This window comes from Herbidospora sp. RD11066 (assembly GCF_054661255.1).
Genome location: NZ_BAAGDO010000008.1, coordinates 295301 through 321533, shown reverse-complemented (window position 1 = coordinate 321533; position 26233 = coordinate 295301). Strand labels below are relative to the sequence as shown.

At 68.9% G+C, this 26233-nt stretch carries 25 protein-coding genes; 9 read left to right on the top strand and 16 right to left on the bottom strand.

Translation table 11 applies throughout. From position 1 onward, the window contains the following. Positions 1-13: 13 nt before the first annotated feature. Complete coding sequence (locus ACYQ78_RS28825) at positions 14-253, top strand: hypothetical protein (protein ID WP_459804080.1); 240 nt, start codon at positions 14-16, stop codon at positions 251-253. Positions 254-492: 239 nt separating this feature from the next. Beyond that, entirely contained in the window at positions 493-963 is a 471-nt protein-coding gene (locus tag ACYQ78_RS28820; protein ID WP_459804079.1) for a hypothetical protein, read from the top strand. A 128-nt stretch (positions 964-1091) separates the two neighbouring features. Here the strand turns inward: ACYQ78_RS28820 and ACYQ78_RS28815 are convergent, their stop codons facing one another. Further along, on the bottom strand, positions 1092-2966 hold the full coding sequence (locus tag ACYQ78_RS28815; protein WP_459804078.1) for a hypothetical protein: 1875 nt from the start codon (positions 2964-2966) through the stop codon (positions 1092-1094). Between the two features lie 532 nt (positions 2967-3498). Here ACYQ78_RS28815 and ACYQ78_RS28810 point away from each other — a divergent pair. Next, positions 3499-4473 (top strand): aldo/keto reductase, encoded by a 975-nt coding sequence (locus ACYQ78_RS28810; protein WP_459804077.1) that lies wholly within the window; start codon positions 3499-3501, stop codon positions 4471-4473. Here ACYQ78_RS28810 and ACYQ78_RS28805 read toward each other — a convergent pair. Then, positions 4464-4667 carry a S1 domain-containing protein gene (locus ACYQ78_RS28805; RefSeq protein WP_459804076.1) on the bottom strand — a complete coding sequence of 68 codons (204 nt, stop codon included), beginning with the start codon at positions 4665-4667 and terminating at the stop codon, positions 4464-4466. The two genes, ACYQ78_RS28810 and ACYQ78_RS28805, sit on opposite strands and share 10 nt — an antisense overlap. A 39-nt stretch (positions 4668-4706) precedes the next feature. Between ACYQ78_RS28805 and ACYQ78_RS28800 the strand changes: the two genes are divergently transcribed. The 4 genes from ACYQ78_RS28800 to ACYQ78_RS28785 all read left to right on the top strand — a co-directional run bounded on the left by ACYQ78_RS28800 (position 4707) and on the right by ACYQ78_RS28785 (position 10440). Continuing rightward, the gene (locus ACYQ78_RS28800; RefSeq protein ID WP_459804075.1) at positions 4707-6041 is read left to right on the top strand and encodes a phenylacetate--CoA ligase family protein; all 1335 of its coding nucleotides are present in this window, start codon (positions 4707-4709) and stop codon (positions 6039-6041) included. A gap of 5 nt (positions 6042-6046) precedes the next feature. Continuing rightward, positions 6047-7726 carry a DNA polymerase/3'-5' exonuclease PolX gene (gene polX, locus ACYQ78_RS28795; protein ID WP_459804074.1) on the top strand — a complete coding sequence of 560 codons (1680 nt, stop codon included), beginning with the start codon at positions 6047-6049 and terminating at the stop codon, positions 7724-7726. A 57-nt stretch (positions 7727-7783) separates the two neighbouring features. Beyond that, the gene (locus ACYQ78_RS28790; RefSeq protein WP_459804073.1) at positions 7784-8803 is read left to right on the top strand and encodes a molybdopterin-dependent oxidoreductase; all 1020 of its coding nucleotides are present in this window, start codon (positions 7784-7786) and stop codon (positions 8801-8803) included. 206 nt (positions 8804-9009) lie between these two features. Further along, positions 9010-10440, top strand: coding sequence for a WS/DGAT/MGAT family O-acyltransferase (locus ACYQ78_RS28785; RefSeq protein WP_459804072.1), 1431 nt, complete (start codon positions 9010-9012; stop codon positions 10438-10440). Between the two features lie 5 nt (positions 10441-10445). Here the strand turns inward: ACYQ78_RS28785 and ACYQ78_RS28780 are convergent, their stop codons facing one another. The 4 genes from ACYQ78_RS28780 to ACYQ78_RS28765 form a co-directional block, all read right to left on the bottom strand. Then, positions 10446-11444, bottom strand: a complete 999-nt coding sequence (locus ACYQ78_RS28780) for a LacI family DNA-binding transcriptional regulator (protein ID WP_459804071.1) — start codon at positions 11442-11444, stop codon at positions 10446-10448. A 14-nt stretch (positions 11445-11458) separates the two neighbouring features. Continuing rightward, positions 11459-12283: a carbohydrate ABC transporter permease gene (locus ACYQ78_RS28775; protein ID WP_459804070.1), complete on the bottom strand. Its 825-nt coding sequence runs from the start codon at positions 12281-12283 to the stop codon at positions 11459-11461. After that, on the bottom strand, positions 12283-13080 hold the full coding sequence (locus ACYQ78_RS28770) for a carbohydrate ABC transporter permease (protein WP_459804069.1): 798 nt from the start codon (positions 13078-13080) through the stop codon (positions 12283-12285). Before ACYQ78_RS28770 ends, ACYQ78_RS28775 begins: the two co-directional genes overlap by 1 nt. A gap of 237 nt (positions 13081-13317) precedes the next feature. After that, positions 13318-14613: an ABC transporter substrate-binding protein gene (locus ACYQ78_RS28765; RefSeq protein WP_459804068.1), complete on the bottom strand. Its 1296-nt coding sequence runs from the start codon at positions 14611-14613 to the stop codon at positions 13318-13320. A gap of 147 nt (positions 14614-14760) precedes the next feature. Between ACYQ78_RS28765 and ACYQ78_RS28760 the strand changes: the two genes are divergently transcribed. Together ACYQ78_RS28760 and ACYQ78_RS28755 are read left to right on the top strand one after the other, a co-directional pair. Next, on the top strand, positions 14761-16704 hold the full coding sequence (locus ACYQ78_RS28760; protein WP_459804067.1) for a beta-galactosidase: 1944 nt from the start codon (positions 14761-14763) through the stop codon (positions 16702-16704). A gap of 21 nt (positions 16705-16725) precedes the next feature. After that, positions 16726-17829 (top strand): glycoside hydrolase family 53 protein, encoded by a 1104-nt coding sequence (locus ACYQ78_RS28755; RefSeq protein WP_459804066.1) that lies wholly within the window; start codon positions 16726-16728, stop codon positions 17827-17829. On the opposite strand, the gene ACYQ78_RS28750 is transcribed toward ACYQ78_RS28755, so the two are convergent. The 10 genes from ACYQ78_RS28750 to ACYQ78_RS28705 all read right to left on the bottom strand — a co-directional run bounded on the left by ACYQ78_RS28750 (position 17794) and on the right by ACYQ78_RS28705 (position 26230). Continuing rightward, a complete protein-coding gene (locus ACYQ78_RS28750) occupies positions 17794-18384 on the bottom strand; it encodes a DUF998 domain-containing protein (RefSeq protein WP_459804065.1) in 591 nt (196 codons plus the stop codon). The two genes, ACYQ78_RS28755 and ACYQ78_RS28750, sit on opposite strands and share 36 nt — an antisense overlap. A 52-nt stretch (positions 18385-18436) precedes the next feature. Further along, the gene (locus ACYQ78_RS28745; protein WP_459804064.1) at positions 18437-18952 is read right to left on the bottom strand and encodes a hypothetical protein; all 516 of its coding nucleotides are present in this window, start codon (positions 18950-18952) and stop codon (positions 18437-18439) included. Positions 18953-18995: 43 nt separating this feature from the next. Next, positions 18996-19388: a hypothetical protein gene (locus tag ACYQ78_RS28740; protein ID WP_459804063.1), complete on the bottom strand. Its 393-nt coding sequence runs from the start codon at positions 19386-19388 to the stop codon at positions 18996-18998. 62 nt (positions 19389-19450) lie between these two features. Then, the gene (locus tag ACYQ78_RS28735) at positions 19451-19993 is read right to left on the bottom strand and encodes a TetR/AcrR family transcriptional regulator (RefSeq protein ID WP_459804062.1); all 543 of its coding nucleotides are present in this window, start codon (positions 19991-19993) and stop codon (positions 19451-19453) included. A gap of 120 nt (positions 19994-20113) precedes the next feature. Next, a complete protein-coding gene (locus tag ACYQ78_RS28730; protein WP_459804061.1) occupies positions 20114-21724 on the bottom strand; it encodes a solute symporter family protein in 1611 nt (536 codons plus the stop codon). Next, positions 21725-22054: a DUF485 domain-containing protein gene (locus ACYQ78_RS28725; RefSeq protein ID WP_459804060.1), complete on the bottom strand. Its 330-nt coding sequence runs from the start codon at positions 22052-22054 to the stop codon at positions 21725-21727. A gap of 184 nt (positions 22055-22238) precedes the next feature. Continuing rightward, positions 22239-23726, bottom strand: a complete 1488-nt coding sequence (locus tag ACYQ78_RS28720; protein WP_459804059.1) for a sodium/solute symporter — start codon at positions 23724-23726, stop codon at positions 22239-22241. Next, positions 23723-24091, bottom strand: coding sequence for a hypothetical protein (locus ACYQ78_RS28715; protein WP_459804058.1), 369 nt, complete (start codon positions 24089-24091; stop codon positions 23723-23725). Before ACYQ78_RS28715 ends, ACYQ78_RS28720 begins: the two co-directional genes overlap by 4 nt. Continuing rightward, the gene (locus ACYQ78_RS28710) at positions 24088-24840 is read right to left on the bottom strand and encodes a LytR/AlgR family response regulator transcription factor (RefSeq protein ID WP_459804057.1); all 753 of its coding nucleotides are present in this window, start codon (positions 24838-24840) and stop codon (positions 24088-24090) included. Before ACYQ78_RS28710 ends, ACYQ78_RS28715 begins: the two co-directional genes overlap by 4 nt. Before the next feature lie 214 nt (positions 24841-25054). After that, complete coding sequence (locus ACYQ78_RS28705) at positions 25055-26230, bottom strand: sensor histidine kinase (RefSeq protein ID WP_459804056.1); 1176 nt, start codon at positions 26228-26230, stop codon at positions 25055-25057. Positions 26231-26233 lie beyond the last annotated feature (3 nt).

The window sequence follows — 26233 nt, the reverse complement described above, 5'->3', positions numbered from 1 at the left end:
TGGGCTGCGCTTCATGGAAACCGCGGCCGGCGAGCCGGTACCGCACCTCGACGCGGTCATCGCCGGATGCGTGTCGACGTACGTCCAGAACGACGGGGACCTTGATGGGGGAAGGGTCGCGATCCTGGGCGGATCTGCCGATGATCTCCGGACGCTGCTGCCGGGGCTGCGCGGGGAGAACGCCGACTATGTGCAACGGCTGATCCAGACGGCCGACGTGATCCTGGGGACCTTGGACACCGCCGGAGCCTAGGCGCCTGAACCTTTCAACGCGGCCCACGCCGACGACCCGGGGGCTCGAACCGAGCCGGATCCCGCCTACTCACTGGTCGCGCGGGCCGCTCCCCTCACCACGGGTGAATCCGGCCCCCGCTTCGGTTCCCCCCGCCGGGGCGGTAACGGACTTGTCGAAAATGTCCGGTTGTTGACCGTGGTGAACGAGTGATGCTGAATCGCGGTGCCCGCTGTCAGCAACACTCGGGAAGGACGGCGATGTTCGCCGTAACACAGATCCGCCGGTCACTGGCGCTCGCGTTCGCACTCGTCACCACCGGCGCGCTCGGCGTCGTGGGCATGGCGCAACCCGCCTCCGCGACCGTCGCCGTGCTGAACGCCACGGTCGACTGTCTCAATGTCAACTACTCCGGCGACACCCGCGACTGGTACCCCTCCAGCGTCGGGGTCACCACCTCGCCCGCCTCGTCGCCCCCCAGCTATGTCGCCGTTCCCGCCAACCACGCGTTCTCGTTCTCCAAGACGCTGCCCGACAACGCCACGTCCGTGGGGTTCTCGGCCCTGTGCAGCGGCGGCCACTATCCGCCCGGTGACTTCAGCGGATCGACCGGCTTCTCCATCCCCGCCGGGACGACCGCCATCACCGCCAGCGTGACCTGCACCACCGGACCGGTCTATCCCGGCCCGTGGCTCACCGTGTGCGGCGTCGCATCGGTGTCGTTCAGCTAGACCCGCCTCACCCGGACATCCGCGTTCAGCCCGCCACCCCTGAACAGGATGTCCGCCAACGTGAAAAGGCCGCGCCCCCGGGCTCGGTCTGAGGTCCCGGGGGCGCGGCCGCGGCGGTACTTCCGTGCCTAGTCCTTCGGCACGTACAGGCGGATGTTGTCGATGCGGGCCTGGCCCTCGCCCACGTTCGTGTACGGCTCACCGATCACGAAGTAGTCGGGGTAGGCCGAGCCGGCCGGCCACTGGTTGTCCCACGTCTTGGAGCCGAAGGCGCCCGACGCGCGGTGCGAGGTGTTGAACTGGCCGTTGTACTCCGAGGCGTCCGTGTTGTAGTGGAAGATCGGGACGTTGGCCCCGATCACGCCGGCGTCGTCGTCGATGAAGCCACGGCTGAAGCGGTAGGTCTGCTTGCCGACGTTCTTGAAGACGCCGCTGACCTCCATCGTGTAACCCTCGGGGGTGCGCTCGATGGCGAACGCGTAGTCCTTGTGGGGCATCAGCTCGGGCTGGAGCTCCACGGCCGACTTCTGCACGCCGGAGACGGGGCGGCGGTCACAGCTCGTCACGAACGTCTGCGACTGGCCGAGCGAACCGGTGAAGTAGAGCATGTTCACCGTGGTCTTGTTGCTCGTGTCCCAGGGGTACTTCTGGCCGGTCAGGGAGTTGCAGACGTCGTAGCCGTTGGTGTTACGCGACGGGGCCGGGCTGAACTGGTCCATGAGCACCTTGCGGTGCCAGTGGTACATCGCCAGGTTCCGGGGCATCGCCGGGAAGTCGAGGATCGACATGAAGTGGAAGGCGTTGTACGCCTCGTTGCTGTCCTGAACCACCGAGCGGGTGGCGCAGGGGTCGTTCGGGTCGATGTCGTTCGGGTTGCTGACCCAGGGGTAGAAGGTCTTGCACTCGCCGAGCTTGTACCCGTTGTACTTGCCGTCGTAGAACAGCGAGCCGTTGCGCAGGCCACCGAAGTCGAGCGTCTTGAGCTCGTACTCGATGCGGTAGTACTGCGGCAGCGGCTCGGTGTTGCGGATGATCGCGCCACCCGTGTAGTGAGGCACCGTGATGTTGGCGACGGCACCGACGGTGTCCAGCTTCTCCGTCGAGATCGACGGACGCTCGGCCGTGTCGGTGTAGCTGTCGTCGACCCGTCCGCCGGTCTCACGCGTGGAGAGCGACGCCGTGAGCCAGCCGTCCTTGCCGAACTCGGTCTCCTGCCGGTAGGTCCGCATGGTCGCCATCGAGGCGTCGAACTCGGGGCCGAGCTGGAGGCGGTAGAGGTCGCCGTTGTCGTCGTTGAAGTCGTCGACCGGGTTGCTGTAGTCGTCGAGCACCCAGGGGCTTTCCTCGGTGCGGATCTTCTTGTTGAACGGCTCGTCGTACTTGAGCCGCCAGCGGATGGGGGTGGGCTCCGGGTCGGGATCGGCGGCCGCGCACGGCGGGGTCACGCCGTCGTCCTCGACGATCGTCAGCTTGACGTTGCTGAAGGTCACGCCGGTCGTGCCGGCCTCGACGCGGAAGTCGGCGCCGCCGTTCTCGCGGTTGGCGAACCGGGCGTCCATCAGCTCGAAGCCCGCGGTCTTCCAGGTGTTCGACCCGGTGCGGTTCACCGAACCGGTGCCGGCGTAGGCGCTGGTGGTCGAGTCGTACTGGACGCGGAAGGTGGCACCGCCCTCGTCGAAGTACTCGACCATCAGGCACGCGACGTAGGCGCCGTTGAAGGCGATGGCGTCGTCGACCTGGAAGTACATGTGCTGCGCCGGGGCCGAGGTCTGCACGGTCTTGCGTGCGTTCCTCCCGCCGACCGTCACGGGTGCGGTCGTGCCGTCACCCTGCTCGATCTGGCGGAGACCGGTCTCCTGGTTGACGTCGCCTAAGACGATCGAGGCGACGGACCCGTCGGCGGCGGCCGGTGTCACGCCGAGGAGCAGGGACGCCCCCAGGGTGACCACGCTCAGGGCCGCCACGGCCGAGCGACGTCCACGATTCCGAGTTGGTGCTTTCATTCGCTTCCTTCTCCGTTGAGCAAGGCGTCCGTCCGGGCCGCTCAGTGGCTCGGGGGACGCACGTGAGGCGCGGCCCCGTCACGGGTGCCGATGTGCGTTGGCCGGGTGGCGGTGGATAGGGGACGGGCCGCCGTCTCCGGCAGCTCGAACGCCATTCCCGTCATCGCCATTTCGAATAACTCGAATCCTCTTCGATTTTCGTACCTGATCACAGCTTTGATAAATGCGTCACACCTTGTCAAGGGTTTCGATTCGCGGACTTCCCCGGCCGGCGGCGGATTCCTCACCGGCATTCGAGAATGTCGAATCGACGGGCGCCGCGGCGCCGCACGTCGGGCACGAGCCTGGTCGGTGCTCGGGAGACGTCGGGCGCACGCCTGCCCACGCCGGCCCAGTGAATGACGCGGCAATTTCTTCAATTTCTTTTGGGCGGCATTTTCCAGGCTCGCCGCCCTCGAATTCCGGAAGGGCAGCGGGCGCCGCACGGCGGGTGGACGCAGCATGATCAGGCGCAGGACTTAGTGTGAAGGTCATGGATTATGTACGTTTGGGCACCACCGGCCTGAAGGTCAGCCGTATCTGTCTCGGCATGATGAGCTACGGCCGCCCCAGCGAGGGCGCCGAGTGGATGCTCCCCGAAGACCAGGCCGAACCACTCGTCCGCCAGGCCGTCGAAGGCGGCATCACCTTCTTCGACACCGCCGACGTCTACTCCGCCGGCCACTCCGAAATCGTCACCGGCAACCTGCTCAAGAAGTTCTTCCCACGCAGAGACGACTACGTCCTGGCCACCAAGGTCTTCTTCCCCGTCCACCAGGGCCACAACGACAAGGGCCTGTCCCGCAAGCACATCATGGCCGCCATCGACGACTCACTCACCCGCCTGAACACCGACTTCGTCGACCTCTACCAGATCCACCGCTGGGACGACGAAACCCCCATCGAAGAAACGATGGAGGCCCTCCACGACGTCGTGAAGGCCGGCAAGGCGCGCTACATCGGCGCATCGTCCATGCGCGCCTGGCAGTTCGCCAAGGCCCAGCACATCGCGGAGAAGAACGGCTGGACCAAGTTCGTCGCCATGCAGAACCACTACAACCTCCTCTACCGCGAGGAGGAGCGCGAGATGATCCCGCTCTGCGCCGACCAGGGCGTGGGCCTCATCCCGTGGTCGCCGCTGGCCAGGGGCCTGCTGGCCCGTGCCGGTCAGGCCCAGCACACGACCCGCCAGGACGGCGACGGCCACCGCCAGCGCTTCCTCTACGGCGGCCCCGGTGACGAGGACGTCCTGGCCAAGGTCGCCGAGCTGGCGGGCGAAAGGAACGTCGCCCCGGCCACGCTCGCCCTGGCCTGGCTGCTGCACCAGCCCGGCATGGTCGCCCCGATCATCGGCGCGACCAAGGAGGGCCACATCCCCGACGCCCTGGCCGCCGTCGGCCTCGACCTGTCGGACAAGGAACTGGCCACCCTCCAGGACCCCTATCAGTCCAGGTCGGCTCACTTCTGACGGGTGACTCCCCGGGCCCGGAACGGGTAACCGTCCTGGCCCGGGGACTCCCACTCCAGGTCCACCGCCTCGCCGGCCTTCAGCTCGCGATAGCCGTCGGCCCGGATGTGGCTGAAATGAGTCCAGCAGCCGCCGGGTGTCTCCGGGGAGTCGATGACGCCCCAGCCCTCTTCCGCGTGCCATTCCCGGACCACGCCTCGAATGCTCACAAAGCCCCCCGCTACAGTCGCCCCATGGCGCCCATCGAGTTGTTCCACCGTGTCGCGGCCACCGTTCCGGCTTATGCCGCCTTTCTGCGGGAGCACGCCATCGATCCCGCCGCCATCACGACGGAAGCCGACTGGGAAACGCTCCCTTTCACGACCAAAGACAACTACACGCGGCGCCATCCGCTCAACGACCTCTGCCGCGGCGGCGCCCTCCAGGGGATGATCGCGGTCAGTTCGGGTTCCACCGGTCAGCCGTCGTTCTGGGCCAGGACCACGGAAGACGAGAAGGTGATCGCCGACCGGTTCGCGCAGGTGCTCGACGGGTTCGGGAGAAGGCCCACGCTGGCCGTCGTCTGTTTCTCGCTCGGCACCTGGGTGGGCGGCCTGTTCACCCTCGCCTGCGTCCGGCATCTGGCCGATCGCGGCTATCCGATCACCGTCGTGGCGCCGGGCAACAACCCGGCCGAGATCCTCCGGGTGGTGCCCGAGCTGGCGCCGCTGGCCGAGCAGACGGTCCTGTTCGGCTATCCGCCCTTCGTCAAGGATGTCATCGACACCCCGGGCGTCCCCTGGGAGCGCTACAACATCAAGATCGTCACGGCGGGCGAGGTCTTCTCCGAGGAGTGGCGCACGCTGGTCGCCGACCGGGCCGGGATCGCCGACCCGGTCACCTCCACCGCTTCTCTGTACGGCACCGCCGACGCCGGTGTCCTGGGGAACGAGACGCCGCTGTCCATCGAGATCAGAAGGCATCTGGCCGAGCACCCCGAGAAGGCCAGAGAGCTCTTCGGTGCCGACCGGCTGCCCACGCTGGTCCAATATGACCCGGCGGTCCGCTATTTCGAGGAATCGGACGGCACCCTGCTCTTCTCCGGCGACAACGGCATTCCGCTGATCCGTTATCACATCGCCGACGAAGGCGGCCTGATCCCTTACGGCGAAATGCTGGCGAGAATCGGCTTCCAGCCGGAGAACAAAGGCGAAGAACTGCCTTTCGTGTACGTCTTCGGCCGCAGCCGATTCGCCGTCTCCTATTACGGCGCCAATGTCTACGCCGAAAACGTGTCGGTGGGCCTCGAACAGCCCGAGGTCAACCAGGCCGTCACGGGCAAGTTCGTGCTGTCGGCCCCCGAGGGCGCCGAGGGGCTCCACATCACCGTCGAGCTCGCCAGGAACGAGCCCGGTTCGGAGGACCTGGCCAAGGAGATCGCCGCCCAGATCCTCACCCATCTCAGGCGGCTGAACAGCGAGTTCGCCCATTACGTCCCCGAGCGCCGGCAGCTCCCGCTGATCACCTTGCGCCCATACGCCGACCCGGAGCACTTCCCGCCCGGCGTCAAGCACCGCTATGTACGCTGATCGACATGGCACGGGCGAATGACGAGGCCGCTGCGGCCCTGGAAGAGTACGCCGAACTGTTCGCGCTGAACGGCGGCGACGCCTTCCGTGTGCGCAGCTACCAGAAGGCGGCCAAGTCGATCGCCGGCTACCCCGGCGACCTGCGCGAGACCCCGGTCCGGCAGATCCCGGGCGTGGGCGAGGCCATCGCCAAGAAGATGGAGGAGTTCCTCGAACGGGGCAGCTTCCGCCAGCTCGACGACCTGCGGTCGAAGGTGCCCGACGGCGTACGGAAACTGACGAAGATCCCGACCCTCGGGCCGAAGAAGGCGCTGTTCCTCTTCCAGGAGCTCGGCATCGACTCCCCCGGCGCGCTGGCCGAGGCCATCGGCGAGGGGCGGCTCAAGGGGCTGAAGGGGTTCGGCGCGAAGACCGAGGAGAACATCCTCAAGGGCATCGCGCAGATGGCCGAGACCCGGGTCCACCTGGGCATCGCGGCCGAGCTGGCCGACAAGGTGATGGCCTCGATCGCCGCCGACAAGATCGCCTTCGCGGGGTCATTGCGGCGGATGCGCGACACCGTCGGCGACATCGACATCCTGGCGGTCGGGTCGCCGGAGCTGATGGAGACCTTCGCCCACCAGCCCTTCGTCACCGAGGTGATCGCCCGGGGCGAGAAGAAGACCTCGGTCCGCACCGACAAGAACATCCAGGTCGACCTGCGGCTGGTGCCCGAGGAGTCGTGGGGCGCCGCGCTCATCTACTTCACCGGGTCGAAGGAGCACAACGTCCACCTGCGCGAGATGTGCGTGAAGAAGGGGTGGAAGCTCTCCGAATACGGCCTGTTCGACGCCGACGACAAGGTCATCGCCGCCGCGACGGAAGAGGACATCTACGCCGCCCTCGGCATGGAGTGGATCCCGCCGACGCTGCGGGAGGACGGCGGCGAGATCCAGGCCGCGCTCCGGCACGAGCTCCCCCGGCTGGTCACCCTGGAGGATCTGAAGGGCGACCTGCACACCCACACCGACCTGACCGACGGCATCGCCACGCTGGAGGACATGCTGGCCGCCGCCGCCAAGCGCGGTTACGCCTACTACGCCGTCACCGATCACGCCCCCGACCTGGTCATGCAGCGGATGACGCTGGAGAAGGCCCTGGCGCAGCGGGCCCGCCTGGGCGAGCTCCAGAAGGGCTACCCCGGTATGCGGCTGCTGCACGGCAGCGAGCTCAACATCGCGCCCGACGGGAGCGTCGACTGGCCGGAGGACATCCTGGCCGGGTTCGACGTGTGCGTGGCCAGCGTCCACTCGCATTTCAACCAGTCGCGCGACGAGATGACCCGCCGGTTCATCGCGGCCTGTGAGAATCCCGGGGTCGACATCATCGGCCACCCGACCACCCGCAAGATCGGCAGGCGGCCGGGCGTCGACGCCGATTGGGACGCCGTCTTCCGCGCCGCCGCCCGCACCGGCACCGCGCTGGAGATCGACGCCTACCCCGACCGCGCCGACCTGCCCTCCGACCTCGTCCGTCTCGCGCGCCACCACGGCGTCAAGTTCTCCATCGACAGCGACTCCCATGCCATCCCCCATCTCGACAACCAGAAGTTCGGCGTCGGCATCGCCCAGCGCGGCTGGCTGACCCCCGACGACGTGATCAACACCTGGCCCCTCGATCGTCTCCTGCACTTCCTGGGCCGCTGAGCTTGGCGCATTTGCGACTTTCCTGGTAGGAAATACCAATAAGGGAAGGGGCTCCCCGTGAACCGGACCGCTCTGTGCACTCTGGGCGACATCGCCCCCCTCGCCGCGCACCGCCACCCGATCGTCAAGCCGCTGCCCCACGACCTCTTCACCGTCCGCGGCGCCCATGCCGCGACCCGCTGGGAGTCCATGGCGGGGCAGGGCTACCACACGCCGAACGACCGGTTCTTCGTCGGCAACCACACCGCGACCCCGCTGATCGACTCCCACTCCTGGCGGCTGCGGCTGCACGGCGACGGCCTTGAGGGGCCTCGCTCGCTCACGTACACGGACCTGCGAAGACTTCCCGCACGCACGCTCGACGTGGCGATCGAGTGCGCGGACAACGGCCGGGCGGGGCTGGGCTCCATCGGGGTGGCGCGCTGGCGCGGGGTGCCGCTGAAGTCGGTGCTCGGCCTGGCGGGGGTGCGGCCCGACGCCGTCGACGTGCTGGCCACCGGGCTCGACGAGCCGGTCGAGGGGCTCGGCCATGTCCGGCACGCCCTCCCGTTGAAGAAGGCGCTGGACGACGCGCTGATCGCGTACGAGATGAACGGGGTTCCGCTTCCCCCGGATCACGGCTATCCGGCGCGGCTCGTGGTGCCCGGGTGGGTGGGGATCGCGTCGATCAAGTGGCTGGGCGACATCGAGGTCGCGGCGCGGCCCCTCGCGAGCCCGTTCGCCACCGGGGTCACCACGCCGTCGGTCAAGAGCGCCTTCGAGCTGCCCTGGCCGGCGTCGGTACCCTTCGGGAAGAGGCACGTCCTACGCGGCCGATCCTGGTCGGGGAACGGCGGGATCGCGAAGATCGAGGTCAGCACCGACGGCGGTCACACCTGGCGGAAGGCCTTCCACCGGCGGGGCACCCGGGCCTGGACGCCCTGGCACGTCGAGTGGTGTCCCCGCGAGAAGGGCCCCGGCGTGCTGCTCGCCAGGGCGGTAGATCACAATGGGTACAGGCAGCCGGAAAGCACGCCGGACCACCAGATGGGGTATCTGTTCGACGCTATCGTGGCGCACCCGGTGATCGTCGAATAGCGAAGTGTTACCTTTACGGAAGGTTCGCCGCTTTTCACGCAGCTCGGGGGGGTTCGCGGGGGGCTGGCCGCCTATGGGGGAAGTACGGGGAGACGATTCCGCGCTGTCAGAATCGCTCCTTGGAGACGTCTTGGTAACGCCCCGGTAACCGCTCCTGAGGAAGATGGGGCCGGAAACCGGCGGAGAACGACAGGGGGAGGTTGCCCATGGGCCAGCTCACGGCACTCGACGCGCAGTTCCTCAGCACGGAGTCCGACACTACGGTCACCCACGTCGCCGGCGTCGCCGTCCTGGACGGCAGCGTCACCCGGGAACGCCTGGTCGCGCTGCTGCGCGAACGGGTGCACCTCGCACCGCCGCTGCGGATGCGGCTCGCCGACGTGCCCTTCGGGCTCGATCGGCCTTATTGGACCGAAGACGACGACTTCGACGTCGACGACCACGTCCACGAATCGACCGTCCGGCATGAAGACGAGCTCGCCGTCCATGTCGCCCGGCTCCACGCACGCAAACTCGACCGGCGCAAACCGCTCTGGGAGATGCACCTGATCCACGGCCTCGGCGAAGACCGCGTGGCCGTCTACACCAAGGTCCACCACGCGGCCATCGACGGAGTGTCGGGGTCGGAGATCCTCGGTGCGTTCCTCGATCTCGGTCCCGAGCAGCGGAAGGTCGACCCGCCCGCCGCCGACGCGCCGCGCGAGAAGGCGCCCAACCCGGCCGAGATGCTCGCCGGGGCGTTCGGCCGTCTGCTGTCCCAGCCGGGTGACGCGGTCAAGTCACTGGCCCGCGCCGTCTCCGACCTCGACGCGATGCCCGTGTCGGGCGGGCTGCCGGGTGCCCATCGGCTGGCCAGCGCCGCCCGGCGGCTGTTCGGCGAGAAGCCGCTGCCGCCGCTGCCCTCGCTGGCGGCGCCGCGCACCCCGTTCAACGGGCCGATCTCCCGGATGCGGACCTTCGCCTACGGCTCGGTCGCGCTCAGCGACGTGAAGCACGTCGGGCGGACCTATGGCATGAGCGTCAACGACGTCGTGATGACGGTCGTGTCGGGCGCGCTGCGGTCGTGGCTGGAAGAGCACGCCGCCCTGCCCGACCGGCCGCTGGTCGCGGCGGTTCCGGTGGCCGTGCGCACCACCAAGGGCAGCGAGGCGATCGGCAACCAGATCTCGGCGATGATCACCCCGCTGGCCACCGACGTCGGCGACGCCGAGAAGCGCCTGTCGGCGGTCCGCGGCCTCATGTCCACCGCCAAGCGGCGCTTCGCGCAGTCGCGGTCGAGCTGGCTGAACGACCTCTGCTCGATCCTGCCCGCGCCGATCGCCGACCTGGCCACGCCCCACCTCTTCCGGCTGGCCGGACGGGTGACGCCGGGCGTGAACCTCATCGTGTCCAACGTGCCGGGGCCGCAGCTGCCGCTCTACATGTGCGGTGCGCGGCTGATGGCCTACTACCCGATGTCGGTGCTCACCGACATGACCGGCGGCCTGTCCATCACGTGCCTCTCCTACGACGGCAGCCTCGACTTCGGCGTCGTCGCCTGTCCGGCCCGGGTGCCGGACGTCTGGCGCATCATGGACCACCTCCGCGAGGCGATGGCCGAACTGGTCAAGCTGGCCGACGCCGTCGACCCCGACTAGATCTTCTAGGCCGACTCGCGCACCACCAGGCGGGTCGGCACGGTCACCGACTCCACGCGTTCGGCGCCGTCGATCAGGTCGAGGAGGAGACGCACCGTCTCCTCGGCGATCTCGGCCAGCGGCTGCCGGACCGTGGTCAGCCGCGGGTGGGTCGACATGGCGACGTCGGAGTCGTCGAAGCCGCCGACCGCCACGTCGTCGGGCACCCGGCGACCGGCCGCGCGCAGGGTGGCGAGCGCTCCCCCGGCCATGACGTCGGAGGCGCAGAACACGGCGTCGAGATCCGGGGAGCGCTCCAACAGGCGGGCCATCGCCTGCTCGCCCGACTGGCGGGTCCAGTCGCCGTGTTCGATCAGTTTCTTGGACGCCTTGCGCCCCAGCACGTCGGTGAAGCCCTCCAGCCGCTGGATGCCGCCGGGGGTGTCCATCGGGCCGGTGATGATGGCGATCTTCCTGCGGCCCTGGGCGGCCAGGTATTCGGTCATCTGGCGGGCGCCGCCGCGTTCGTCGCAGGCGGCGAAGGGGATGACGTTCTCCATGCCGATCACCGCGCCGCACGACACGGCCGGGATGTGCAGCGCTCCGAGCGCCTCGACCAGCGGATCTCCGGCGTGGGTCGACTGGAGCAGCACTCCGTCGGCGTGGCCGCCCTTGACGTAGCGGAGCACCCGGTCGCGGTCGCCGGCGTCGCCCGCGATCATCATCACGAGGGAGAGGTCGCGGGCGGCCAGGCGGCGGATCGCGGTGCGGATGGTGGTGCTGTAGTTGGGGTCTTCGAAGATCTTCTCGTTGGGCTCCGACAGGACCATGACCACCGAACCGGCGCGCTGGGTGACGAGGCTGCGCGCGTTGCGGTTCACGACGTAGCCCGTCTCGGCGATGGCGCGTTCGATGGCGATCCGGGAGGCGGTGCTGACGTAGCGGTCGCCGTTGAGCACCCGGGAGACGGTCCCGCGCGATACGCCCGCCGCCGCCGCGACGTCGTGGATGGTGGGCCGTTTCACCCCGTTATTCTCCACTAGCCCTTGACGGCTCCGCCCGACAGGTCGGTCCGCCAGTAGCGCTGCATCGTGAGGAACAGCGCGATCAGCGGGATGATCGACAGCAGCGCGCCGGTGATGATCAGGTTGTAGAGCGAGGGCTGGTTGGCCCCGGCGGCCAGCAGCGTGTAGAGGCCGACGGTCAGCGGGAACTTGCCGTCGTCGCCGAGCATGATGAACGGCAGCAGGAAGTTGTTCCAGATGGCCACGAACTGGAACAGGAAGATCGTCACCATCCCCGGCACCATCAGCGGGAACCCCACCTTCCCGAGCAGCCGCCACTCGCTACCACCATCGATGCGCCCCGCTTCGAGCAGCGAGTCGGGCACGGCGGCGTTGGCGTAGATGCGGGCGAGGTAGATGCCGTACGGATGCAGGATCTGCGGCAGCAGCACGGCCCAGTAGGTGTCGGCGAGCCCGACCTTGGCGAACAGCAGGTACTGCGGCACGGCCAGCACCACCGACGGCACCAGCACCCCGCCGATCAGCACGTTGAAGATCAGGTTCCGCCCCCGGAACCGATATTTGGCGAGCGCGAACCCGGCCACCGCCGACACGACCGTCGACAGCAGCGCCCCGCCGCCCGCATAGAACGCGGTGTTGCCCATCCACTTCCAGAAAACCCCGTTCCTGTACGCATTGAGCTCGGCCAGGTTGTCGAGGAGCCCCGTGCCGGGGGCGAAGGTGCCGAGGGTGAACAGCTCCCCGGGCGACTTGGTCGCCGAGACCAGCACCCAGCTCACCGGCAGCAGGCAGTAGAGCGCCCCGAGCAGCAGGATCCCGGTGGGCAGCAGCCGCGTCATCAGGCCTCCCCGAAGGCGCGTCCGCGCACCACGCGCAGGAACCCGAACGACACGACCATCGACACGGCCGCGATGACCAGCGACGTCGCCGCGGCCGAGTAGAGGTCGCCGGTCACGAAGGCGTCCCGGTAGACCTTCATCAGGGGGCTCCAGGTCGAGCTGATGGTGTTGGTGAGTGGCCGCAGGGTCGTCGGCTCGGTGAAGACCTGGATGGTGGCGATCAGCGAGAAGACCGTGGTGAGCACGATCGCCGGAACTAGCAGCGGCAGCTTCACCCGCAACGCGATGGCGAGCTCGGAGGCGCCGTCGATCCTGGCCGCCTCGTAGTAGCTGCGCGGGATGGCCCGCAGGTTCGTGTAGAGGACGAGCATGTTGAACCCGGTCCCGCCCCAGACGGCGATGTTGGCCATCGAGTAGGTCACCGCCGTCGCGCCCAGGAAGTCGACGCCGCCGAGCGGGGTGAGGCTCGGCAGGTAGAGGAACCCCCACAGCAGCGAGGCCACCACCCCGGGCACGGCGTAGGGCAGGAAGATCGCGATCCGGCTCAACCGCGCCAGCCGCACGTGCGCCGAGTCGAGGAACAGCGCGAACACCAGCGCCAGCCCCAGCATCACGACCAGCACCAGCGCCCCATACCCGAGCACCCGGAGCCACCCGGCCCACAGCTCCCCGTCGGTCGCGGCGGCCTGAAGATTCTCCGCCCCCGCCCACACCTCCTGCCGCGACCCCCGCCCCAGCCCGAGGCCGGAGACCTGGGTGCGCCGAAGGCTCAGAAAGACGGTGTAAGCGATGGGCAAGGCGAAGAACAGGACGAAGAGGACGATCGCGGGCGCCAGAAACAAGTAGGGCGCTGCGATTCGGGAACCGGGCTGACCACGGTGAGCACGAATGCCTTCGCCGCCGGAGCGGTTCCGGAAGTCACTGCGGGCGTGGCCTGGCGCACTTTGATCGCCACCCATGTGGACAGACGCACGAGCAGAATCGCGGCCACGGTTGGGCTCGCCCTGCGGAACGCCCTCAGGTTGGTTGGACATCTAGCCCGCCAAGGTGAAGCCGGACTTCTGCATGTCCGCCACCGTCGCGTCCTGCATGAAGGTCACGGCGCCGCCGAAGGGTGACTTGTCCTGGAGGGCCTTGTCGAAGCCGTCCTTGTAAGCGTTGTAGGTCACGCCGACATTCGGGCCGAAGGTGAAGCCACGTGCCGTTGCGCCGATGGTGGCGGCCTGGGTCCAGAAGCCGGGCTGGCTCTCGGCGAAGTAGGCCGGGGGCTCGCCGAGCGCGGCCTGGCCCTTGTTCGCGGCCGGGTAGATGAAGGCCTCTTTCACCAGGAGGTCCAGAGCCGCCGGGTCGGTGTTCAGCCAGGTCGCGAACTTGAGGGCGGCGGCCTTGTTCTTCGTACCGGAGGAGATCGCGGTGGACGAGCCGCCCCAGTAGCCACTCGTGTTCTCCCCGGCCGACCACTGCGGGAGCGGGGCGACGCCCCATTTGCCCTTGCCGTCGGGGGCGTTGCTCTCCAGGACGCCGGGGCCCCAGACCGCCGAGGGCCAGCTGAGCTGGGTGCCCTCGTTGAGGGCCTTGTTCCATTCGGGGGTGAAGTAGGGCTGGTCGTCGATGACGCCCTCGGCCACCAGGCCGCCCCAGAACTCGGCGACCTTGGTGGTCGCGGCGTCGTTGATGCCGACCTTCCAGGCGTCGCCGGAGATCGTCCACCACTGGGCGCCCGCCTGCTGGGCCAGGCCCGCGAACCAGCCCGGGTCCTTGCTGGAGAAGCTGCCCATGTAGACCTTGGGATCGGCCTTGTGGACGGTGCGGGCGGCTTCGGCGTAGTCGTCCCAGGTCTTCGGGACGTCGATCTTGTACTTCTCGAAGAGGTCCTTGCGGTAGTAGAGCATCATCGGGCCGCTGTCCTGCGGGATCGCGTAGACGCCGTCGGTGCCGAGGGTCACCAGGCCCCAGAGGCCCTGGCTGTATTCGGCCTTGATGGCGGCGGTGTCGGCGGCCAGGTCGGCGACCGCGTCGGCGGCGACGAACGAGGGCAGGTGCTGATATTCGGCCTGGACCAGGTCGGGGGCGTTGCCCGCCTTGGCGGCGGTGAGGAACTTGGCGGCCGCGTCGTCGCCACCGGCCTGCTTGCTGACCGTGACCTTGATGTCGGGGTTGGCCTTGTTCCAGACCTCGGCGATCTTGTCCATGTTCGGGGCCCAGGTCCAGTAGGTCAGCGCGACCGGTCCCGACGACGAGGGTTCCTCTTCCACAGGGGTGCCGCCGCTGCTGCACCCGGCGGCCAGGGTGACGGCGAGCGCGGCGATGGCCAGTCGTGTCGTACGCATCCGAACCTCCGGGGAGTCTCTGTGAACGTTCACAGACTGAAATCACGGCGGTTCGCTGTCAATGCCCCGTTACATGCTCGTTAACTGGACGGCCCTCCCGCCGTGAATTACTGTGCACGTTCACAGAACCAAAGCAATGGGGGGCCCGTGGCAGGCATCGCGTTCGGCGGCGACTACAACCCGGAACAGTGGCCGCGCGAGGTGCAGGAGGAGGACGTCCGGCTCATGCGGGAGGCCGGGGTCACCATGGTCAGCCTGGGCATCTTCGCCTGGGCCCTGCTCGAACCGGCCGAGGGCCGCTACGAGTTCGGCTGGCTCGACGAGGTCGTCGACCGCCTCCACGCCGCCGGGATCGCCGTCAACATGGGCACCCCGACCGCCGCGCCGCCGCCCTGGTTCTCGCTGAAACATCCAGACTCGCTCCCGGTGACCCGGGAGGGCCGGCGGGTCGGCACTGGCGGCCGGGAACACGCCTGCTCCAGCCACCCGGCCTTCCGCCACGCCACTGCCGAACTGGTCGGCAGGATGGCCGAGCGCTACGGCGACCACCCGGCCGTGGTGATGTGGCACGTCCACAACGAATACGGCGCCCCGCTCGGCGAGTGCTACTGCGACGCCAGCGTGGCCGCGTTCCGCGACTGGCTCCAGGTCCGCTACGCCACCCTCGACGCCCTCAACGACGCCTGGGGCACCACCTTCTGGGGTCAGCACTACGGCGACTGGGCCGAGATCGACGCCCCCCGCTGGAGCCACACCGTGGTCAACCCGGCCCAGCGCCTCGACTACGCCCGCTTCGCCAACGACGAGCACCGCGGCCACTACCTGCTCCAGAAGGAACTGCTGACCGGCAAGCCGGTGACCACCAACTTCGCCGGGACGGTCAACTGCAAGTCGATGGACCTCTGGACGTGGGCCGGCGACGTCGACGTCATCGCCAACGACCACTACCTCGACGCCGAACGCCCCGACAACCACATCCACCTGGCCATGTCGGCCGACCTCAGCCGCTCGCTGGCCGGGGGCGGCCCGTGGCTGCTGATGGAGCACTCCACCGGGGCGGTCAACTGGCAGCGGTGGGGGGTCGCCAAACGTCCGGGAGAGATGCGCCGCAACAGCCTCGCTCACGTGGCGCGGGGGTCCGACTCGGTGATGTTCTTCCAGTGGCGGGCCTCCCGGTTCGGCGCCGAGAAGTTCCACTCGGCGATGGTCCCGCACGCCGGCACCGACTCCGCGCTCTGGCGCGACGTGGTGCGACTGGGCGCCGAGGTCGGGGCGCTGGCCGAGGTGGCCGGGAGCCGGGTGAGCGCCGAGGTCGCGATCGTGTGGGACTGGGAGTCCTACTGGGCCCTCGAACTGGAGTGGCGTCCCTCCTCTGAGCTGCGGTTCCTGGAGCGGGTGGGGGCGTACTACGAGGCGCTGTGGCGGGAGCACGTGACGGTGGACTTCGTCCATCCGTCCGCCGACATTTCGGGATACCGGCTGGTGGTGGTGCCGAGCGCCTACCTGCTCACCGAGGGCGCGGCGAAGAACCTCCAGCGCTACGTCGAGGACGGCGGGACCCTCGTGGTCTCCTACTTCTCGGGGATCGTCAACGAGAACGACACCGTCCACCCGGGCGCCTATCCGGGCGTGCTGCGCGAGGTGCTCGGGCTGAGCGTGGAGGAGTTCCATCCGCTCAGGGAGCACGAGACCGTCGCCCTCGCCCGGCCCGACGGCGTCGGGCGGATCTGGTCGGAGCGGGTGCGGCCCGCCGGGGCGCGGACCGTCCAGAGTTTCGCCACCGGGCCCGACGCCGGACATCCGGCCGTGACCCGGCACAGCCTCGGTGCCGGGACCGCCTGGTACGTCGCCACCGCCACCGACGACCTGCGGGAACTGCTCGCCGAGATCGTCGTCCGGGCCGGGGTCACCCCGGCGGGCGAGCTTCCCGACGCGCTCGAAATGGTGCGGCGCGGGTCGTATGTCTTCCTCATCAACCACGCCGACGTCCCGGCCTCGGTGCCGGGCGTGACCGGTGCGGAGCTGATCTCGGGTGCCCCCTTCACCGGGGAGGTGCCCGCCGGTGGGGTGTGCGTCGTGCGCACCCCCTGACACCCCGACCGGAGGAACCAGGTGAAACGCACTCTCGTGGCCCTCGTGGCCACTCTCGGTCTGCTCGCGTTACCCACGCCCGCGCAGGCCCAGCCACCCTTACCGATCCGCGGCGCCGACGTCTCCAGCCTCGCCAAGTCGGAGGCGTACGGCGGCGTCTACCGTGACGCGAACGGCAGACGCGGCGACGCGCTGCGGATCATGCAGCAGGCCGGCGTGAGCCACATCAGGCTGAAGGTCTGGGTGAACCCGGCCGACGGCTACAACGACAAGGCCCATGTGGTCGCCGTCGCGAAGCGGGCGAAGGCGCTCGGCCTGAAGGTCCTGGTCGACTTCCACTACTCCGACTCCTGGGCCGACCCGGGCAAGCAGAACAAGCCCGCCGCCTGGGCCGCCCTCCCCTACGACCAGCTCAAACAGGCCGTGTACGACCACACCTTCGACGTCCTCAACACGATGAAACGGCAGGGCGCGACCGCCGACCTGGTCCAGGTGGGCAACGAGCTCAACGGCGGCCTGCTCTGGCCCGACGGGCAGTACACCGACTGGCCCGGCATGGCCGGGCTGCTCAACGCGGGATACGACGCCGTCAAGGCCGTCTCGCGGAACACGAAGGTGATCCTCCACCTGGCCAACGGCGGCGACAACGGCCTCTACCGCTGGTGGTTCGACAACGCCGCCACGCACGGCATCCGCTACGACGTGATCGGCCTGTCCTACTACCCGTACTGGCACGGCACCCTCGACGCCTTCCAGGCCAACCTCAACGACGTCGCCACCCGTTACGGCAAACCCGTCGTGGTCGCCGAGACCGCCTACCCGTTCACCACGGCCGACAAGGACGGCTGGGAGAACATCATCCTGTCGGCCGAGCCCTACCCGGGCTACCCGGCGACCCCGCAGGGGCAGGTCGCCTTCGTCAAGAAGATGTACGACATCATCAGGGCCGTCCCCAACGGTCTCGGCCTGGGCCTCTTCTACTGGGAGGCGACCTGGACGGGTGTGCGCGGCAACGGCTGGGATCCGGCCGACCCGAGCTCGGGCAACGGCTGGGAGAACCAGGCCCTGTTCGACTACACCGACCGCGCCCTACCGGGCCTGCGCACTCTGGGCACGGGCCGCTGACCTGAGGAGCCGCAGGCAGATCGCGGTGTACCAGCCCGAGATCACGATGACCCCGGCGGTGAACAGGAGCAGGCTCCAGCCCGCTCCACCCGCCGAGGCCATCGCGGCGAAGCTCCCGAAGAAGAAGATCCCGGCGAAGGCCGAACCGAGCGCCGCACCCGGCTCGCCCTCGGCCCGCAGCCGCCGGGCCAGGACGAGCGCCGCGACCGTGATGGCGGTGAAGCCGATGCCACCGCAGACGAAGTGGAGGGTGCCGGAGAGGCTCACGTCACTGCCGACGGGGTCGATCGTGAAGATTCCGGCGCCCATGAGGCTCAGGCCGTACAGGGAGAAGAGGACCCTGAGGAGCCCGGTGAAGGCGAGCGCGCCCGCGACGACGGCCAGGCCGGAGAGTTCTAGGTTGGTGACGTGGATCCAGCCGAGGTCGCCCAGGGACAGGGCGCTCCACGGGTCGCGCAGGGGGTCGAAGCCGTCACGAGTGACGATTTCGAGGAGCGAGACGACGACATAGAAGGGGCCGGCGAGGGCGCCGAGGATCGGCAGGTTGCGGTTCATGCCCTCTCCTCGAACGGGCCCGGCGTTTTTCTACACCGCCGCCGAAGATTTCTCAGACGTTGAGGGTGAACGTCATCGAGCGGCCCGAGGTCTGGCCGGTGGCGGTGAACTCGTGGGGTCCGTCGGGGAGGGAGCGGTGGTAGATGAAGCCGCGGAACCGGTAGGAGCCTCCCTCGTCCACCTCCATCTGGGCGGCCTCCCTGCCCTCATTGGTCACCATCACGACCTCGCCGGGCTGGAACCCGCCGAACAGGAGATCGATGGAGCGCAACGCCGGGTCACCCCAGACCTCGACGGTGGGCCGCGCGTTGGGGTCCACCGTCGGTTTCGCCGTCTCCAGCGGGGGCCGGACAGGCACCCTCGACGGCCCCACCGACTCTGTCGGCCCCAGCGGGTCGATCACCTCACGCCGGGGCGTGTCCGGCGGAGCGGTGACGTCGGAGTAGGAGAGCGGAGTCTCCTCCGGGAGTCCCTCATCAGGTGCGTCTATCAGGATCGCGCCCACCGCGAGCACGGTCAGCGACACGGAGACGATGGCCGCCGCCGCGGCCAGTCTGGCGGTGTTCATCCGACCTCCAGGCGCTCTGCACTTTTGATCTAGATTAATCGCTTTACCGCTCGAATACAGAAGGCGGATCCGTTTCGGAATTCGCGAAATACATGAACCGCGCCTCCCATCCGGTCTCCTGCCCGGTGACGACGAGGTCGTGGCGTTCGGCGTCGCGGGGAATGTGCCGGTGGAAGCGGGTGACGCGACCCTGGCCGAGGTCGTCGGCCGTGAACCGGAGCACCTCGCGGGCCCCGTCGGTCACGACGACGGTCTCACCGGGCTCGAACCCCCGGAACGCGACGTCCCGACCCTCGACCAACGCGACGGGGGCGACGATCTCCGGAACGGTGACGGTCGGGCCCGGCACGCTGGTCACCAGGACCACACCCACGACACCACTGGTCACCGCCACGGCGGCGACGGCGACGGCGGCCACCGCTTTGGCCGAATTCATCAATGCCCCCAGAAAAGCGTGCGGCTTCGCATTTTCACCGCATATCACCGGAAAGACCAGTATCAGCCGAACAGCGCGGTCGCGATGAGGTCGGCCACCACGTCGGCGTCGATCGTGAGCCCGGTCAGGTGGGCGATGCTCTCCTGGTAGAGGAGCACCGCCGCGAAGGTCGCCGCCGCCGCCTCCAGCCGGGCCGCGTCGCCCCGCCCCCCGGGCCGGGCGAGTTCGAGCGTGAACCGCGCCCGCCGGACGATCTCGCTGTTCAGCCCGTGGATCCGGTCTTTCACCGATCGGTGGGTGTCGGCCTCGCGGAACAGGATGCGCCGCATCGACGGCGACGCCGTAAGCGGCAGCCGCCGGGCGAGCTTGGACAGCGCCCGCGCGGGATCGCCGGGCTCGGGGTCCTCCTCGGTCACGAGGGTGCGTTCGTCGACCAGGGACACCAGGACGTCGATCTTGCGGGGGAAGTAGTGGAAGACGAGCCCTTTTGGCACCCCGGCGACCTGGGCGATGCGGGCGGTCGGAGTGGCGTCGTAGCCGCCGCCGGCGAACAGTTCCTCGGCGGCGTCGAGGATCCGGCTGCGCGCATCCGATGGGCTGTCCACGACGCCGACCATAGCCGTTGCCTCCCTACGACCGACATGCCGGAAAAGGCATAGCCGCCTATCAAAAGGCGAGAAGCCCCCGGGGGCGGGTCCCGAGGGCTTCTCTCTCCTGGAGGAGCGTTAGTGCGTGGACGCCTTCTCGGCACCGACACCCGTGAGGGAGCGGACCTCCATCTCGGCGTACTTCGACTCGTTGTACTCCTTGCTCAGCCGCGTGGCGATGTAGCCGCACAGGAAGCCGATCGGGATCGAGAACAGGCCCGGGTTCTCCATCGGGAACCAGTGGAAGTCCATGTCCTTGATCAGCGAGGTCGGACGGCCCGACACGACCGGCGAGAAGATCACCAGGATCAGGGCGGAACCGAGACCGCCGTAGATCGAGGCGACCGCGCCGGCGGTGTTGAACCTCTTCCAGAACAGGCTGTAGAGGATCGCGGGCAGGTTGCCCGAGGCCGCGATGGCGAAGGCCAGGGCGACCAGGAACGCCACGTTCTGCGCCTGGGCCAGGATGCCCAGGCCGATCGCGACCGCGCCGATGACGAAGGCCGAGATCCGGGCGACCAGGATCTCCTGCTTCTCGGTGACGTTCCCGCGCTTGAAGACGTGCGCGTAGAGGTCGTGGGCGAAGCTGGAGGAGCTGGCGAGCGTCAGGCCGGCGACGACCGCGAGGATCGTGGCGAAGGCGACCGCCGCGATGATCGACAGCAGGATCGTGCCGCCGATGTCGCCGAAGATGGCCTCTCCGATCGCCAGGGCGAGCTGGGGTGCCGCCGTGTTGCCGGCCGCGTTCTCCGCCCGGATCGCCTCACTGCCGACCATGGCCGCGGCGCCGAAGCCGAGGACGAGGGTGAGCAGGTAGAAGGTGCCGATGATGCCGATGCCCCAGAGGACCGACTTACGGGCGTCCTTGGCGGTGGGCACGGTGTAGAAGCGGATGAGGATGTGCGGCAGACCGGCCGTACCGAGGACCAGGGCAAGGCCCAAGCTGATCAGGTCGAACTTGCCCCAGATGCCCTGGGCCTCGGTGCCGTAGCGCAGACCCGGCTCGAGGAAGGCCGCGGCCTTGCCGCTCTTGTCGGCGGCCTCGCCCATGAGGCCCGACAGGTTGAAGCCGTACTTGCCGAGGACCAGCAGCGTGACCAGGGTCGCGCCGCCCATGAGCAGCACGGCCTTGACGATCTGGACCCAGGTCGTGCCCTTCATGCCGCCGACGACGACGTACACGATCATCAGGATGCCGACGCCGACGATGGTCAGCGCCTTGCCCGAGTCGGAGGTGATGCCGAGCAGCAGGCCGACCAGCGCGCCCGCGCCGACCATCTGCGCGAGCAGGTAGAAGATCGAGACCACGATGGTGGAGACGCCGGCGGCGGTGCGGACCGGGCGCGGGCTCATCCGGAAGGCGAGCACGTCGGCCATCGTGTACTTGCCGGAGTTCCGCATCAGCTCGGCGACCAGGAGCAGCGCGACCAGCCACGCCACCAGGAAGCCGATGGAGTAGAGGAAGCCGTCGTAGCCGTAGAGGGCGATGAGGCCCGCGATGCCGAGGAACGAGGCGGCCGACATGTAGTCGCCGCCGATGGCCAGGCCGTTCTGCGCGGCGCTGAACGAGCGCCCGCCCGCGTAGTAGTCGGCGGCGGTCTTGTTCTGGCGGCTGGCCCAGAAGGTGATCGCCAGGGTGCCGACGACGAAGAGCAGGAACAGGACGGTCGCGAGTGTCGTGTGGCTCATTTACTTCTCCGCCTTCTCGATCTCACCGCGGAGCTCGTCGGCCAGGGGGTCGAGCTTGGCCGTCGAGTGGCGCGAGTAGGCCCATGAAATGGCGAAGGTCGACACGAACTGGAGCAGTCCGAAGATCAACGCGACGTTGATGTTGCCCAGCACCTTGATGGCCATGAAGTCGCGCGCGAAGGCGGACAGCACGACGTACAGCAGGTACCAGACCAAGAAGGCGACGGTCATCGGGAACGCCCATGAGCGGTAGCGGCGACGCAGCTCCTGGAACCGTTCCGTCGCTCTTATCTGCTCATATACCGACGAGTCATGATGCTGAGTCGTCACGAGACCTCCCACGCTGTGATCTGAATCACCCACAAGGTAGAAGTGGACGCTACCCGCGGAGGAGATACGGAGAGCCGCGCTTCGCCGAGCCGACGGGCAAAGGCGCTCAGTGTTGTACGGCTTGCGCCGAATGGTCCGCTATCCACGACGAACGGCAGCCTTTTCGGCCGACCTCAACTGTCCGTTATGACGACCGTGGACGCCAATCGCCCCGGTCCACGTCAAGTGTCTCGGGTGTGTGGAGACGTACCATCGTGCGGGTCACGTTCGGCGGCACCCTGGCGGGGGTGAGCAGCGACACGACGACCATGACGGAGAACGAGATCGGCACCGTCCAGGCGGCCGGCTGGGCCAGCAGCGCCCCCGCCCAGCCACCGTGCGGACCGCCGACGATCGTGATGAGCCCGGCCACCGCCGCGAGCCCGCCACCGGCGAGCAGCCCGGCGATCGCGCCCGACGTGGTGAGCCGCCGCCACCAGATGCCGAGCACGAGCAGCGGGCAGAACGACGAGGCCGCCACCGCGAACGCCAGCCCCACGACGTCGGCGACCGGCAGCGCCCGCGCGACGATCGCCAGCGCGAACGGCACCGCGACCCCGATGACCGTGGCCACCCGGAACGACCGCACGCCGTCGGTGAACCGCAGGATGTCCTGCCCGAGCACCCCGGCGACCGACACGGCCAGCCCCGACGAGGTGGACAGGAACGCCGCGAACGCCCCGCCGGTGACCAGCGCGGTCAGCAGCTCCCCCGCGACCCCGCCGACCAGGTGCCCCGGCAGCGCCAGCACGACCGAGTCGGGCCCGTCGAGCGGCGGCATGTAGACCCGGCCGAGATAGCCGTAAATCGACGGCAACAGATAGAAGGCGCCCAGCAGCGACAGCACGACCAGCGTGGTCCGCCGGGCGGCCCGGCCGTCGGGGTTGGTGTAGAACCGCACGAGCACGTGCGGCAGCCCCATCGTGCCCAGGAACGTGGCCAGGATCAGCGAATACGTCGCGTAGACGGGGTGTTCGCGCCCGTGCAGCGGCAGCGCCCACGGGTCGCCCGGCTGGAGCCCCGGCGCGCCGTCGGCCCGCCAGGCCAGCAGCATGAAGACGAGCGGCACGGCCAGCGCGGTCAATTTAAGCCAGTACTGGAACGCCTGCACGAACGTGATCGACTTCATCCCGCCCGACAGCACGTTCACCGCGACGACCCCCGCGACCAGCAACCCCCCGGCCCACGCGGGCGCCCCGGTGATCGCCCGGAACACCATCCCGGCGCTCTGGAACTGCGGCATCAGGTAGAGCCACCCGATGAGCACGACGAGCACGCTCGACACCCGCCGCACGACCATCGACTCCAGGCGCGCCTCGGCGAAGTCGGGCAGCGTGTAGGCCCCCGACCGCCGCAGCGGCGCCGACACCAGCACGAGCAGCACGAGATAGCCGCCGGTCCAGCCGACCGGGAGCCACAGCATGTCGGCGCCGTAGGTGAGGATGAGCCCGGCGATGCCCAGGAACGAGGCCGCCGACAGGTACTCTCCGCCGATCGCCGAGGCGTTCCAGAGCGGGGTGACCGTGCGCGAGGCGACGTAGAAGTCGGAGGTGGTGCGCGAGACCCGTACACCGAACGCCCCGATCAGCACCGCCGCGAGCACCACCAGCACGATCGCGACGAGGGAGCTCAATCGCCCTCCACCAGCTCGGCGAACCGCCGTTCGTTGCGCTCGGCCGCCCGCACGTAGAGCCAGGCCCCGACGACGAACGCCGGATAGATGAGCCCGGCCAGCACCAGCCACGGCAGCGGCAGCCCCAGCACCACGACCTCACGCAGCGACGGGACCAGCATGAACAGTAAAGGGAGCCCGCCTATGACACAGGCCAGCAGCGTGCAGACGAACAGCGCCAGCCGGAACTGGGTGCGGATCAGCGAGGTCATGTAGACCTCGCCGAGCTGCGTCTGCTCGTCGATCTCCCGGGTGACGGGATAGCGCGGGCGCCGCGCGGCGGCGGTGCGTGGGCTGGTGACCGTCTCCCGGCGGGCCTTCGTCATTGCTCGGGCTTCGCGCGGCGGGCCCGGCGCACCAGCAGGTCGCGCAGTTCGCGGGTGTGGCGGCGGCTGACGGGGATCTCGGTCTCGCCGATGCGGACCACGCAGCGGCCCGAGTCGATGTGCAGCTCGTCAATGTGCTTGACCGCGACGAGATGGCTGCGGTGCACCCGCAGGAACCCCGCCGAGGCCCATCTCTCTTCGAGGGCGGCGAGCGGGATGCGGACCAGATGACTGCCGGTCGCGGTGTGCAGGCGGGCGTAGTCGCCGCGCGCCTCCACGTAGCGCACCTCGGTCGAGGCGACGAACCGGGTCACACCCCCCAGTTCGACCGGGATGGTGTCGCTGGTCTCGGGCTCGGTGTAGGCCTCGCTGCCCGCGCAGACCCGCCGGATCGCCTCGGCGAGACGGTCGGGCCGTACCGGCTTGAGCAGGTAGTCCTCAGCCTTGAGTTCGAAGGCGTCGACGGCGTGGTCTTCGTAGGCCGTCACGAAGACGACCTTCGGGGGCCGCGAGAACTGGGTGAGCAGGCGGCCGAGCACCACCCCGTCGAGCCCGCGCATGCGGATGTCGAGGAAGACGGCGTCGATGGGGCGCCCGTCGGCCATGGCCCGGTCGAGCAGCTTGAGCGCGGCGGCACCGTCGCGCGCGGTCTGCACCTCACCGATGCGGGGATCGGCGCGCAGGAGATAGGCCAGATCTTCAAGGGCGGGCTGTTCGTCATCCACAGCCAGCACCCGCAAGCCGCTCACGTCATACCCCTTCACTGGATGAGTCCCTAGAGCGTGATAAATCGGCTTTTATAAGTCAACGCGAAAGCCGGATCGTTAACTACAAAGCTCTCTTCTCCGTTACGGCTCCGCCCGCCCGGCCCCGACCACCGCCTCCGGTGCGCCCCGTTTCCGGCGCCCCTCACCCGCTCCCGGCTCGCAAGGCGACGGACCGATCTCGGGCCATCCGACGCCGCTAGCGAACCGCCACCCCCGGCCGGTACTTCGGCATCCGCATGGCCACCTTCGTCCCGGCCCCCTGCCCGGTCTCGACGACCAGGCCGAACTCGTCGCCGTAGACCTGGCGGAGGCGCTCGTCCACGTTGGCCAGGCCGACCCCCGTCGCGCGTTCCTCCCCCGCGAGCACCTTCCTCAGGTGTTCGGGGTCCATGCCGAGCCCGTCGTCCTCGACGGTGATCGAGCACTCGGCCCCGGCGTCCTCGGCGATGATCGTGATCCGCCCGACCCCCGGCTTGCTCTCCAGGCCATGCCTGACCGCGTTCTCCACCAGCGGCTGGATGCAGAGGAACGGCACCGCCACGGCCAGCACCTCGGGGGCGATCCGCAGCGTCACCTGCAACTGGTCGCCGAAGCGGGCCCGCTCCAGGGTCAGGTAGCGGTCGATCGAGCGCAGCTCCTCGGCGAGGGTGGTGTAGTCGCCGTGCCGCCGGAAGGAGTAACGCGTGAAGTCGGCGAAGTCGATCAGGAGCTCCCGGGCGCGTTCCGGGTCGGTCCGCACGAACGAGGCGATCGTCGTGAGGGAGTTGTAGATGAAGTGAGGGGAGATCTGCGCCCGGAGGGCTCGTACCTCCGCCTCCATGAGCAGCGTGCGCGACCGGTCGAGCTCGGCGAGTTCGAGCTGCGAGTCGACCCACCGCGCGACCTCCTGCACCGCACGTACAAGACCGGCGGAAGTGTGGTCGCCGTAGGCGGCCAGTGAACCGACCACCCGGTCGTCGGTGGTGAGCGGCACGACGACCGCGTGCCGGATCGGGCATTCGGGCTGGGTGCACGAGAGCTGGAGGACCTGGATGCGGCCGTCCTTGAGCGTGCTCGTGGCGTGGTCGAACGCCTCGCGGGCGTGGTGGTCGCCGGTCCCGTCGTAGACCAGCAACTCCTCGGCGTTGGTGATCGCTATCGCCGGTGAGCCGAGGAGTTGCCGCAGATGACGCGAGGCTTTCAGCACGCCCGCCTGGGTGAGCCCGGCCCGGAGGGGCGGCGCCGCGAGGCTGGCGGTGTGGAGGGTCTCGAACGTGGCCCGTTCGGCCGGCCCGCTGCCCAGCTCCCGGCGGCCACGAAGCACCCGCCAGAGCACGACCGCAGGGACACCGACCAGGGCTACGACCACCAGGACGGCGACCAGGGGCTCCACGTC